The following is an 11,664-nucleotide window of genomic DNA, read 5'->3' on the forward strand; positions in this document are numbered from 1 at the left end:
CTCTATTTCGGAACGTCGAGCGTGATTCGGGCGGTCCCGTTCTCCGGGAAGGTCGCCGAGAGCAGATCGATGATCGAACCCGCGTCCACCCGAACGGGTTTCAGGACACTGGTGGACGGCTTCAATGCGGTGGCGATGTGCGAGAGGTCGGGCCCGAGCACCGCGAGGTACTGGTCGATCTTCTGCACCAGCGGGCCGAGCGGTTCGTCCCAGATATGTTCGCCCGCATAGGAATAACCCTGGAAGCTTTGGATCAGGTGCACCACGTCGGGCAGCACCTGAGTGAAATCGTCGGCCCAGCCGCCGATCACCGGCCCGTACCCGTTGAAGTTCTCGGCGAGGTCCTGCCCGTTCAGATAGAGCCGGGTTATCTCGTCGCGCTTGTCGTGCAGCAGCTGCGCTGTCATGGTCAGCGTCCGGGTGAGGTTGGCGATCTCCTTCTCCCGCCCCGCGTAGCCCTGCGACAGGATGGCGGCGAGCTGTTCGATCTTCGCCGGGTCGATCTGCGAGTTGAGCACGTCCAGCTTGGCCAGCGCCTCGCTGACCGTCGTTGCGATCCGAACCTGGTGCGCGGGAACGACACTGCCGTCGGCGAGATACGGACCCGCGGTTCCGGTCGGGCGGAAGTCCATGAACTGCTCGCCCGCCGCCGACAGGTTGCTGACGTGCACCTCGCTGCCGATCGGCACCCGGTATTTCGCGTCCAGCTCGATCCGCACGGCCAGCCCGGTGCCGGTGGCGGTGATGGCGCGCACCTTGCCGATCCGCATGCCGCGCAGGTCGACCTGCGAGGTCTGCATCAGTCCGCCGGACGAATCCATCAGCACCGTCACGGTATTCGTCGCGCGGCGCGGATCGATATCGAGCACCCCGATGGCCATATACGCGGCGCACACGACCGTCATCACGAGCAGCAGCACCAGCGAGACCGGACCGGACAGCTTCATCGGACCATTCCTATCGACCGCAGCACCTGGATCATCTCGTCGGAGCGGGCCGACGCGTCGGCGGCGACGGCGTCCGCGCTGAGCCGCTGCACCCGAATGTTCGGTGGCGCACTGAAGAACGGGATCAGCTTGTCGCGCAACAACCGGTTCATCGCGTCGACGTTCATCGGAACTGTGGTGTCGGCGCTCGCGATGGTGAGCGCCGCGGGCGCGAGAATGCCGATGATGTCGTGCAGGTCGCCACGCAGCGGCAGCGCGAGATCGCCGACATACCTGGCCAATTCGCCACCGTCGATGATCAGCTGGACCAGACCGAACAGCACGTCGGACAGACCGGCGGCGCGGCTCGGTCCGAGGGTGAGGGTGCGGTCGACGTTGCCTTTGTTCGCCTCGAGGGTGGTCGTCACACTGGCCGCGGCGGCCAGGATCCGGTCGATGTCGTCGCTGTGCGTGGCGAGGTCGTGCAGCGCGTTCTTGCCACCGGTCAGGATGCGCTGCAGATCCGCGGGGTCGGTCGGGAAGGAGGCGTTCACGCTGGCGACGAGCTGCTGCATCTCGCCGAAGCGGCCGCCGGTGACGATGTTCGACAGCGCCCGCAGGATGTCCTCCACGTTGGCGGCGGGCACCGTACGCGAGCGCGGGATGACGTCGCCGCTCACCAGGAACGGCGGACCTGCGTTCGGCGGCGCCTGCAGCGCGATGTGGATATCGCCGAGGATGGTGCTCTGCCGCAGTTCCGCGGTGGTCGACTTCGGCAGCTGCACATCGGATTTCAGGTCGACCGTGGCGACGGCGGTGTCGCCGATCAGCTCGATCCGGTCGAGCATGCCGACCTCGACGCCCTCGGCGATGACCTTGGCCCGGTCCGGCAGGTTGAGCACCGAACCGAATTCGATTCTGATCGAGAAGGTGTCCCCCGCCAGATAGGTCCCGGGAATCGGCACGTCGGTCGCGCGTACACCGCAACCGGTCAACAGCAGCACCGCCGCGGCGAGCACGGGTATCAAACGCTTCACGGCGCCCCCAACGATCCGAGGATCACCTGCGCGAGGCCCGGCTGACTGCCGTCGGCCGATTCATAGTGCGGCGGACGGTAATTCACCCGGACCGCGCCCGTCGCCGGGTCGAACACCTGCACCAGTCGATTGCTCAGCGGCGGCAACTGCACCAGCAGATCGACGATGCTGCCCGCCAGCACCGCGTACCGGTGCACCTCCGGCACGATCCGATCCAGGAACTCATAGGACTGCTGGTCGTACTTGCCGACATTGCGGGCGATCACCGGCAGGAACTGCAGCGCGAGATCGACCGCCCTGGACAGTTCCGCGGAGAACCCGTCGACCAGCTGGACGCCGTTCTTCAGATTGTCCAGCAGCGCCTGCATATCCGGCCAGTTGGTGATGAACATCGTGGTGAGCTGGTCGAGGTTGTCGACCAGCCTGCGGATCACGACATCCCGATCGGCCGGATCCCCGATCACCTGGGACAGCCGCTGCAGCAAGGCATTCCATTGCGGGCCGGTGCCGTCGAGCGAGCGGACCGCGCCGGTGATCGTCTGGTCGAGCAGCGTGTCCGATGGCGCGCCCGGCGTCGGTGACTGCTGGGCGCCGAGCAGGTCGCCGGACAGTCGCCCGAGCGCATCGAGCGCGTCGCTGATGCCGACCGGAGTCTTGGTGTGCTCCAGCGGAATACAGTGCGCGGTGTCGAATCTCGGTCCGCCGGTGTAGGTCTTGGTCAGTTCGACGTGCCGGTCGGTGACGATCGAGCTGGACATGGTGACCGCCCGGATATCGGCGGGCAGCGCAAGTTTGCCGTCGATCGACATCGTCACCCGCATGCGGTCGCCACGCGCCTCGATACCCGAGACGGTGCCCACCTCCACGCCGAGCATGGTGACGCTGTTGCCCTCGTAAAGCCCAACGGTGTCGGTGAATTCGGCGCACATGGTCTGCTTGGCGGGTTGTACGCGGTCTATCCAGGTCGCGCCGCTCACCCCGACCACCACCGCGACCGTTACCACGACCGCCGCGATCACCAAACCCGTTCTGCCCCACGCCCGCATCAGCACGCCCTCCCCTCGAACGGAATGCACAGTGCCGGACCACGAACCACGCTGGCGGACTGGTCGATGGTCACCCCGTCCGCGCCGAGCATGGCCGAGATCTTCCCGATGAAGTCCTTGATCCCCGCGATGACCGTGTCTAGCCGACCGGGATCCTGCACGAGTTTGTTGAACAGGTCCTCGAATTCGGCCACAGACGGCTCGATCGAATCGCCGTAGGCCAGCACGGGCCGATGCAGCACCACGAAGAACCGCCGCAACAGCTCGAAGACCTGGACGACCTCGCCCTTGCGCTGCCCGAGCACCACCGCGACAACGCCGAGCTCGTGCACGAAGTCTGCGAGCACCGCCCGATCGGTCGCGATCGCGCCGATGTATTCGTCGGACACCTGCACCGCCGAATCCAGCTGCTTCGACCGGTCGGCCAGCACACCGGTCAGATCGTTGAAGTTGCCGATGATCGAGCGCACCGCGTCGGGCTGACCCGCCAGCGCGGCGTTCACCTCGGCGATGGTGCTGCGCAGGGTGGTGCCGTCGACCTGGCCGAGCACCGGGGTGGCGACGTCGATGATGTCGGTCAACTCGAATGGCGTGCTGGTCCGCTCCGGCGGAATGTGCTTGCCGCCCAGCGCTGACTCCCCCTGCGAAGCCAGCGACAGGTAGTGCCCGCCGATCGGTGTCAGCATCTTCACCGCCACCGACGAGGCGTCGCCGACGTGCACGTCGCGGTCGACGCCGAAGCGCACCGCCACGTGGTCGCCGACCAGGTCCACCGAACGGACCTGGCCCACTTTGATTCCCGCGATCCGCACCTCGTCACCGGCGCGGGCGCCACCCGAGGAGCGGAAGTCCGCCGTATAGGACTGCTCGCCGAACGGCACCACATACAGCACCGCTGCGGCGAGCAGGGCGAGCACGCTCAACAGCACACCCGCGATCCCCCATCGCAATTGGGACCACGATTCCGACTTCGCCGCCCGCAGCTGCTTGAGCTCGCCGAACAGCCGAAACGGCAAACCCGCCAGTTGCCTTGCCGCACCGGTCATTTGCACACCACCAGCTTCTGATTGCCGAGCACGACATTGCCGATGCCCGGTAGCCCGAGCTCACCGCCTGCACACGAATACGTCTTGGCCTGGCCGCTGGCCGGGATGTTCTGGTTGAGCCCGGCGAGCAACGACGGCACCAGCGAAAGGATTTCGACCAGCTGATCGGTCTGCGGCAGCAGCCTGCGCAACAGCCCGTCCAGTGGCAGGTAACTCTGGTCGTAGGCCCCTTGCAGCTCCTCGAGCAGCGGGATGAGCGGCACCAGGGTGCGGTTGGCCTGTTCGATGGCGGTGATGATCGTCGCGGTCCGGCTGCCGAACGCGTTCAGTACACCGTTCAGCTGTCGGACGAGATCGCCGACCGCGGCGGACTTTCCACCGATCGAGCGGGAGATCTCGCCCAGGTTGTGGATCAACAGCACCACCACCGCCTCACTGCTCTTGGCGTGCTTGGTCAGCTGATCGAGGTCGGCGAGCGCGGGACCGATGCCACTGCCGTCGCCCTGCAGCACCCGCAGGATGTTGGTGCCGAACTGGTTGAGCTGGGCCGTGTCCAAGGTGTCGAACAACGGCTTGAAGCCGTTGAACAGCTTGGACACATCGAAACTCGGGATGGTCCGTTCCACCGGAATGGTGGCACCTGCCGCGAGCCGCACCCCGCCGGTCTTCGCGGTCATCAATTCGATGTAGCGCTGCCCGATCAAATCCTGGTATCGCACAGCAGCTTCGGTGCTGTCGTAGATCGGGCGCTGGCGATCCACGGTGAACCGGACCCGCGCGTGCGAGCCGTCCAATGCGACGCTGTCGACCTTGCCGACCGCCACCCCCGACATCCGCACCACGTCACCGGCGTAAAGCCCCGAAATATCGGTGAAGACAGCGTCATACGAGACCTTGTCCGCCGGCACCGGCGTATTCAGTGCCGCCACAATGAAGGCCGAGCACACCGCGACGATCGCGACGAAGATGCCGAGCTTGACGGCCGCGCCGGTGACACTGTTCATCGCGGCACCCCGATAATCGAATCGGCCAGGTAGGGCATATTTTTCACGATCACCTCGAGTTGCAGCTGCACTCGGCCGTCGACCACCGGGAACGCGCTGTCGATGCGGGCGAGCAACGCGGGCAGCCGGTTGTACGCGGGCGCGACGGTGCCGATGGACGCGCTGATCGGCACCACCAGATCCAGCACGCCGCCGATGATGCTGGCCAGATCGGGGTTGTCCCTGCGCAAGAGGTCGGTGACCGGCAGCAGCAACGCGGTGTCCAGCGTGGACAGCGAATGCTTTGTCCGCTCCCGGTTCTCGGCGGAGCCGAAATACCCGCTGTTGTCGAGCACGCCGAGGATCACATCGACCACCGGCGGCGTCACCCGTGCCGCACCGGTACCGACATCCGCGCCGATATCCAGGTAATGACCAAGCGGCGCTCGCTGATTCATGGCGAGCACCCTGGCCGTGGCGAAGAACGACTGCACCGCCGGTCCGAGCGAGGCGGTGTTGTCCAGCAGCAGATCGAACAGCGCACGCACGGTGTCGGAGTCGAGCACCTGGGTCAACCGCGCCGCCCGGCGGAACACACTCGACACGGTCGCGTTGGTCGCGTTCGCGCCGATGAACAGCGTGGTGTTCTCCGGCAGCCGCCCGCCGTGGCCGGTGTTCACCAATTCGATTGCGCTGGAACCGAAGATGTTCGACGAGGTGAAGCGGGCCGACACGTCGTCGGTCAGCGCGGCGGCCTGGGTGCGGTCCAGCGACAACTCGATGCGCTGGTGCCCGTAGTCGACGGTCTCGACCTTGCGCACGGTGCCGATCCCGAAGCCGCGGAACTTCACCTCCGCACCCGGCGCGAGCCCCTCGCCGAGGGTGGCCGCGTCGATGGTGAGTGCGAATTTATCGGCGAACTTGCCCTGCGCGTATTGCGTGGTGAACACGGCCAGCACCAGGATGACGACGGCGACGATCAGCCCGCGCAGCCGCAGCATCCACCGCCCGGCGGTGCGCCCTGAATGATCAACGAATATCGGCACGCGTCACCCCGAAATCTTGATTCCGACATCGAGACCCCAGAAGACGATCGTCATGATCATGTCTGCGATCACCACCAGCACCAGGCTCGCGCGAATCGCCCGGCCCGAGGCGCGCCCGACCCCCTCCGGCCCGCCGGTCGCGTAAAACCCTTGGTAGCCATGGATCAGGATGATCATCACCACGAACACCGTCGCCTTGATCAGTGACGCGATCACGTCGCCGGGTTGCAGGAAGGCGTCGAAGTAGTGGTAATAGGTGCCCGAGGACTGACCGTGCAGCACATTGACGACCACCGCGCAGGACAGGTAGCTGAGGATCAGCGTCAGCAGGTAGAGCGGGACGATGGTGATCATCCCCGCGATCACCCTGGTCGTCACCACGAACGGAATCGGCCGGATGCCGATGGCTTCCAGCGCGTCGATCTCCTCGGAGATGCGCATCGCACCGATCTCGGCGGTCATCCGGCAGCCCGCCTGCGCCGCGAAGCCGATCGCGGCGACCATCGGCGCCATCTCCCTGGTATTCGCGTAGGCGGAGACGAATCCGGTCAGCGGACCCATGCCGACCATGTTCAGCGCCGTGAACCCCTCCACGCCGATCGAGCCGCCGACCGCGACGCCGAGGAAGATCAGCACCGCCACCGTGCCGCCGCCGACGATGATATTGCCGCTGCCCCAGGTGATGTCGGTCAGGATCAGCATGGTCTGGCGGCGGTAGGCGCGCAGCGTGTGCGGCACCGCGGCGAGCACCTGGCTCACGAAAGTCAGTTGGTGGCCGAGCGATTCGAACAGCGTCAGCGGTCCGCGCGTGCCGCGTTCGACGAGGCGACCGGCCCTACCGAATGGGCGATACTGGGCGGGCACTTCGGTCATCACTCCACCTCGCTAGCGCTCGGCTCGATGACTGAACAGTGCTGTGTCATTTGGTCGTTCGCTGCGCTCACTCAGCCCACCTTTTGCGGCAGGAACATCGAAACAAGCTGGGTGATCACCAGATTCACGCCGAACGCGGCGATCACCCCGATCACCACGGCCGCGTTCACCGCGTTCGCCACGCCCTTGGGTCCGTGCGTCGCCTCCAGCCCGCGCTGGCAGGCGACGATCAGCACGATCACCCCGAAGATGACCGACTTCGCGATCGCCACGAAGAGGTCGGCCATGGTCGCGAAGGCCGCGAACGACGACAGATAGCTGCCCGGCGTCACCCCTTGGAACCCGACCGCCACCACGTACCCGGTGAACACCCCCATGAAAATGACCAGCAGACACAGCAGCGGCGTCAGCACGATCATCGCCGCCAGCCGCGGCGCGACCAGCCGCCGCACCGGGTCGATACCCATGGTGCGCAACGCATCTACTTCCTCGCGGATGGTGCGTGCGCCGAGATCCGAGGCGATCGCCGACCCGGCCGCGCCGCCGAGCAGCAGCGCGGTCACCATCGGCGCGCCCTGCCGGATGACGCCGAGCCCGCCCGCCGCACCGGCCACCGAGGTGGCGCCGACCTGCTGAGTCAGGCTGCCGACCTGCACCGAGACGATCACGCCGAACGGAATCGCCACCAGCACAGCGGGAATCGCGGTCACGCTGACGATGAACCAGCCCTGCTGCAGCGTGTCCCGCCAGGGATGGCGCAGCTTGATGATGTCGCCGACGAGGTAGCTGAACGCGGCGGCCGCGAGTTGCAGCGTCCGCCCGAAGGTCCGCAAACTCTTGATTACCAGATCGAATCCCCACCGCACCAGTGGCTCGGACACCCGAGCGACCCTGTCGACAACCACTGTTACCTCGATTCCACCGGCTCCCCCCGGCGAGGCATAATTTAACCGACTGATATGTCACTCTGCGGCCGTTTCGACTCAATCCCCTCGCTGACTGAGACAGTTACGGACAAATCTGTTTCCACGGGCTGACCGGCCGGAAAAAGTCCGGAAGGAACCCGGCATACGGCCGGCCGCGGCCGCTAACCTGGCCTGCATGGCGGTCATTGTTCTAGTCCCGGACGACTATGGAGTCGCGGCGCTGTCCGGAATCGACGGGGTACAACCATTGCGGTACACCGCGGGCGAGGCGCTGCCCGACGGCGCCGAGCACGCGGAGGTGCTTGTCCCCAAGTTTCTCTCGCGCGCCGACACGGTCGATCTCACCCGACTGCCCAAGCTGCGACTGGTGCAGATGATGACCGCGGGCGCCGAAGGCTGGGTCAGCCGGTTACCCGACGGCGTCCGACTTTCCACCGGACGCGGCGCACACGGCGGCAGTTCGGCCGAATGGGTGCTGGCCGCGTTGTTGCACATCTACCGCGAACTCGGCGGCTTCGTCGACGCCCAGCGCGCGCAGCAGTGGACCTTCCACCAGACCCAGACGCTGATCGGCAAGCGGATTCTGATTATCGGCGCGGGTGACCTCGCCGCCGAACTGGTCCGTCGCCTGACCGGCTTCGACACCGTGGTGACCCTGGTCGGCTCGCAGGCCCGCGACGGCGTGCACGGCGTCGACGAACTGCCAGGTCTGATCCCCGGGCAGGACGTCGTCGTACTGACTGTCCCGGTCACTTCCCGCACCATCGGTATGGTCGACGCCGATTTCCTCGCCGCGATGGACGACAACGCCATCCTGGTCAACATCGCCCGCGGCCCGATCGTCGAGACCGACGCGCTGGTGGCCGAACTGCGGTCGGGCCGTTTGCGCGCCGCACTCGACGTCACCGATCCCGAGCCGCTGCCACCGGGCCACCCGCTGTGGACCGCGCCGAACCTGCTGCTCACCCCGCACGTCGGCGGCAGCAGCACCGGCAGTTTCGAGCGCGGCTATGCCGTTGTGCGCGCGGAGATCATCCGCTTCGCGGCGGGCGAGGAACCGAAAAACCTGGTGCGCGGCGAATATTGAGCGTTGCGCACCAGGCTTTCGGATGACGATCGGCCGCGATCAGCGCGGCGAAAGTCGCTGCCTCAGTTCGGCAGGTCGATGCCGACCTGGCCGTTGTCCGCCGGCTTGACGCCGGAAGTCATTGCAGGGAGCAATGACTCGCGCGCCATCGAGGTGAGCGCGCCCGCCTGCTGAATGATCTCGGCCAGCGCCGAGGTCACGCCCTGGGCTCCGTTGAGCACGGTGAAACTGTCGATGTGCTCGAACGGCGCCGCGGCCGCCGCGACGATCTGCGGCAGCTTCTCGGCGATCTGCTGGGCGATCACCGCCTCCTGGTTCTGGCTCATCGCCTCGGACCGCAGCTGGATGCCCGCCGCCTCGGCCTCCATGTGCGCGCGCACCGCGTCGGCCTCGGCCAATCCGCGCGCCTTGATCGCGTCGGCCTCGGCCTGACCGGCCAGCCGGGTCGCGTCGGCCTGCGCCGCCGCGCGCAGCTTGATCGACTCAGCCTCGGCGAGGGCCTGCATCTTCGTCTGTGCCGCAGCGGCTTCCGCACGCAACCGGGTCTCCTGCGCGTCGGCCTCGGCCTGGCTGATCCGGGCGTCGCGGCTGGCGGTCGCCAGGGTGGTCTGCCGGTAGGCCTCGGCGTCGGCGGGCTTGCGCACCTCCACCTGCAGCTGCTGTTCCATCTGCTGCGCCTCGAGCTGCGACACCTTCGTGGCGACCTCGACGACCGCCTGCCGTGCGGTCGCCTGCGCGAGCGGACCTTGCTGCGCGGCTTCCTGGCTAGCGCTGTCGATCTCGGCCTGGTACTCCGCCTTCTTGATCTGGGTGTCGCGCATCGCCAGCGCGATCTGCCGCTGCGCCGCCTGCTCCTGCTCGATGGCTTCCCGATCGGCGTTGGCCCGCGCGATCCGCGCCTTCTGCTCCACCGCCGCCTGGTGCGGAATCGCAAGGTTGGCAATGTAATTGGAGCCGCTGGCGATCGATTGGATCTGGAAGCTGTCGATCACCAGACCGAACGACTCCATCTCCTGCGAGCACCGGTCGCGCACCTGCTCGGAGAACTTGTCCTGATCACTGATCATGTCCTCGACGGTCATCGAGCCTGCGATGGCCCGCAGGTGCCCGACGAAGACGTTCTGCACCTTGGTCTCCAGCTCCTGGGCGGGACGATCCAGGAAGCGGCGCGCCGCGTTGGCGATGGACCGGTAGTCGTCGCCGATCTTGTACACCACCACCCCGCCCAGTTCGAGGTTGATCTTCTGCTGGCTCACGCACGGCACCAGGATCTGGCTCTCGTGTGCCTCCAGCGAGATGAAACGCACCTTGGTCAGGCCGGGCATGATGAAACTGCCGCGGCCGGTGACGATGCGGAACCCCATGCTCTCGCCGACCCCCGACGGCCCTTCGCCGGCTCGGAAGCCCGAAATGATCAGCGCCTCATCGGGTTCGGCGACCCGCCAGGACAGGCGGAACAGCACGGCCAACACGATAAGAGCGACGACGATCCCGATGACGACCAAGATTTGGACGTCCATGATGCACCTTCATTTCAAGGGAGTGACTTCGACCGTGCGCCCACCCAGGCTCCCGATCACGAGAACCTGGGTGTGCTTCGGAATGGTTGTCTCCCCGTCGGCGGCCCGCGCCAGGAATCGTTCGGTCCCCGCCCGCACCTCGATCACCACCTCACCGAGATGGTCCGGCCGGATTGCCGCGGTCACGCGCGCAATCTTGCCGATTACGTCTGTCGCCACCACTCCTCCGACCCCGCCGCAGTTCGACCCCTCACGGTGCCCCCGCCGATTCCCTTGCCGCAAGCATCTTTACGAATTCGATACACCCACCCCACCCCAGCCACCACCGACAGCTGCTCCACAGTCAGCCGCTCACCGTTTCTGTGACCCGCTCACCCGGTGTAGCGGGTGAGCGGCTTCCAGAAACGATGCTCGGCCAGAACAGCGAAAGCCTCGGCGCCATCAGCCACACCCTCGGCACCTGGTCCGACCAACACCAACACCAAATCCTCACCGCCCGAAAAGCTTTCGACACCCGCCCAACCCCCGAACCCCTCACCCCCTGACCCCCTTCTCGATCAGCAAGCCTCGCCGCGCGCGAATTACGCAGCCGCGCAAGCAATCACTAGCGATTTCGTGCGCAGCGGGCAAAAAAGCGCGCGGAGCCGACCGAGTACACCCCCGATGATCTTGGTCGCGCCCCACGAGCCCCACCACATCAAGATCTGCACTCTCACTCGGGATCTGCACTCGCTCTAGGGCCCTATTCCGAGTGCAGATCCCGAGAGAGAGTGCAGATTTCGCCGACAGTACGACCCCGGGGGTGTCGTTGTGTCGTTGGTCGTGCACCCCACACCCCCTCTGTCAGCCGAGCACCGTTTCTATGACCCGGACACCCGCTACACGCCCGCTGTCAGGATGTTCGTGAGCGGCTTCCAGAAACGGTGAGCGTTCTGAACAAAGGGTGCACATCGGAGCCCCTGCGGCCCCGAAAACACCCACGCGACACACTCACTGCTTCGAAAGCGCTCGAGAACAGCACCACAGCCAGGTGACCACCTACGCAACGCGACACCATGCACCTGACCGACAACTAAGGCCGGGGACCCCACCTCACGCGCCCAGCACTACTCCGGTCATCCGATGAACCAGTCGAAAACCCCTGGAACAGCACACCACCGGAGAATCTCTCAGC

At 66.2% G+C, this 11,664-nt stretch carries 11 protein-coding genes; 1 reads left to right on the forward strand and 10 read right to left on the reverse strand.

The window, feature by feature from the left end; genetic code table 11:
* Nucleotides 1-2 precede the first annotated feature (2 nt).
* From ABZ942_RS43435 to ABZ942_RS43470, 8 genes are all read right to left on the reverse strand, one after another.
* On the reverse strand, nt 3-947 hold the full coding sequence (locus tag ABZ942_RS43435; RefSeq protein ID WP_357392148.1) for an MlaD family protein: 945 nt from the start codon (nt 945-947) through the stop codon (nt 3-5).
* Nucleotides 944-1,963, reverse strand: coding sequence for an MlaD family protein (locus ABZ942_RS43440; RefSeq protein ID WP_357392150.1), 1,020 nt, complete (start codon nt 1,961-1,963; stop codon nt 944-946). The genes ABZ942_RS43435 and ABZ942_RS43440 overlap by 4 nt, the downstream gene beginning before the upstream one ends.
* Entirely contained in the window at nt 1,960-3,009 is a 1,050-nt protein-coding gene (locus tag ABZ942_RS43445) for an MCE family protein (protein WP_357392174.1), read from the reverse strand. Before ABZ942_RS43445 ends, ABZ942_RS43440 begins: the two co-directional genes overlap by 4 nt.
* On the reverse strand, nt 3,009-4,055 hold the full coding sequence (locus ABZ942_RS43450; protein ID WP_357392152.1) for an MlaD family protein: 1,047 nt from the start codon (nt 4,053-4,055) through the stop codon (nt 3,009-3,011). Before ABZ942_RS43450 ends, ABZ942_RS43445 begins: the two co-directional genes overlap by 1 nt.
* Nucleotides 4,052-5,059, reverse strand: a complete 1,008-nt coding sequence (locus tag ABZ942_RS43455; protein ID WP_357392154.1) for an MlaD family protein — start codon at nt 5,057-5,059, stop codon at nt 4,052-4,054. The genes ABZ942_RS43450 and ABZ942_RS43455 overlap by 4 nt, the downstream gene beginning before the upstream one ends.
* Nucleotides 5,056-6,084 (reverse strand): MlaD family protein, encoded by a 1,029-nt coding sequence (locus tag ABZ942_RS43460; RefSeq protein ID WP_357392156.1) that lies wholly within the window; start codon nt 6,082-6,084, stop codon nt 5,056-5,058. The genes ABZ942_RS43455 and ABZ942_RS43460 overlap by 4 nt, the downstream gene beginning before the upstream one ends.
* Before the next feature lie 3 nt (nt 6,085-6,087).
* Nucleotides 6,088-6,957 carry an ABC transporter permease gene (locus ABZ942_RS43465; RefSeq protein ID WP_357392158.1) on the reverse strand — a complete coding sequence of 290 codons (870 nt, stop codon included), beginning with the start codon at nt 6,955-6,957 and terminating at the stop codon, nt 6,088-6,090.
* 71 nt (nt 6,958-7,028) lie between these two features.
* On the reverse strand, nt 7,029-7,838 hold the full coding sequence (locus tag ABZ942_RS43470) for an ABC transporter permease (protein ID WP_357392160.1): 810 nt from the start codon (nt 7,836-7,838) through the stop codon (nt 7,029-7,031).
* A 220-nt stretch (nt 7,839-8,058) separates the two neighbouring features.
* On the opposite strand from ABZ942_RS43470, the gene ABZ942_RS43475 reads away from it, so the two are divergent.
* Nucleotides 8,059-8,970, forward strand: a complete 912-nt coding sequence (locus ABZ942_RS43475) for a 2-hydroxyacid dehydrogenase (protein ID WP_357392162.1) — start codon at nt 8,059-8,061, stop codon at nt 8,968-8,970.
* A 62-nt stretch (nt 8,971-9,032) separates the two neighbouring features.
* Here ABZ942_RS43475 and ABZ942_RS43480 read toward each other — a convergent pair whose 3' ends face one another.
* Together ABZ942_RS43480 and ABZ942_RS43485 are read right to left on the reverse strand one after the other, a co-directional pair.
* The gene (locus tag ABZ942_RS43480; RefSeq protein ID WP_357392164.1) at nt 9,033-10,490 is read right to left on the reverse strand and encodes an SPFH domain-containing protein; all 1,458 of its coding nucleotides are present in this window, start codon (nt 10,488-10,490) and stop codon (nt 9,033-9,035) included.
* Between the two features lie 9 nt (nt 10,491-10,499).
* Nucleotides 10,500-10,709, reverse strand: coding sequence for a hypothetical protein (locus ABZ942_RS43485; RefSeq protein ID WP_357392166.1), 210 nt, complete (start codon nt 10,707-10,709; stop codon nt 10,500-10,502).
* Between the last annotated feature and the right edge of the window lie 955 nt (nt 10,710-11,664).

This window comes from Nocardia sp. NPDC046473, assembly GCF_040645995.1.
Classification (GTDB): domain Bacteria; phylum Actinomycetota; class Actinomycetes; order Mycobacteriales; family Mycobacteriaceae; genus Nocardia.

Excerpts from the sequence above, each read along its gene's own strand:
- ABZ942_RS43450 (WP_357392152.1), bottom strand. The coding sequence starts at position 4,055 with ATGACCGGTGCGGCAAGGCAACTGGCGGGTTTGCCGTTTCGGCTGTTC.
- ABZ942_RS43435 (WP_357392148.1), bottom strand. The coding sequence starts at position 947 with ATGAAGCTGTCCGGTCCGGTCTCGCTGGTGCTGCTGCTCGTGATGACG.
- ABZ942_RS43475 (WP_357392162.1), top strand. The coding sequence starts at position 8,059 with ATGGCGGTCATTGTTCTAGTCCCGGACGACTATGGAGTCGCGGCGCTG.
- ABZ942_RS43480 (WP_357392164.1), bottom strand. The coding sequence starts at position 10,490 with ATGGACGTCCAAATCTTGGTCGTCATCGGGATCGTCGTCGCTCTTATC.
- ABZ942_RS43455 (WP_357392154.1), bottom strand. The coding sequence starts at position 5,059 with ATGAACAGTGTCACCGGCGCGGCCGTCAAGCTCGGCATCTTCGTCGCG.
- ABZ942_RS43465 (WP_357392158.1), bottom strand. The coding sequence starts at position 6,957 with ATGACCGAAGTGCCCGCCCAGTATCGCCCATTCGGTAGGGCCGGTCGC.
- ABZ942_RS43445 (WP_357392174.1), bottom strand. The coding sequence starts at position 3,009 with ATGCGGGCGTGGGGCAGAACGGGTTTGGTGATCGCGGCGGTCGTGGTA.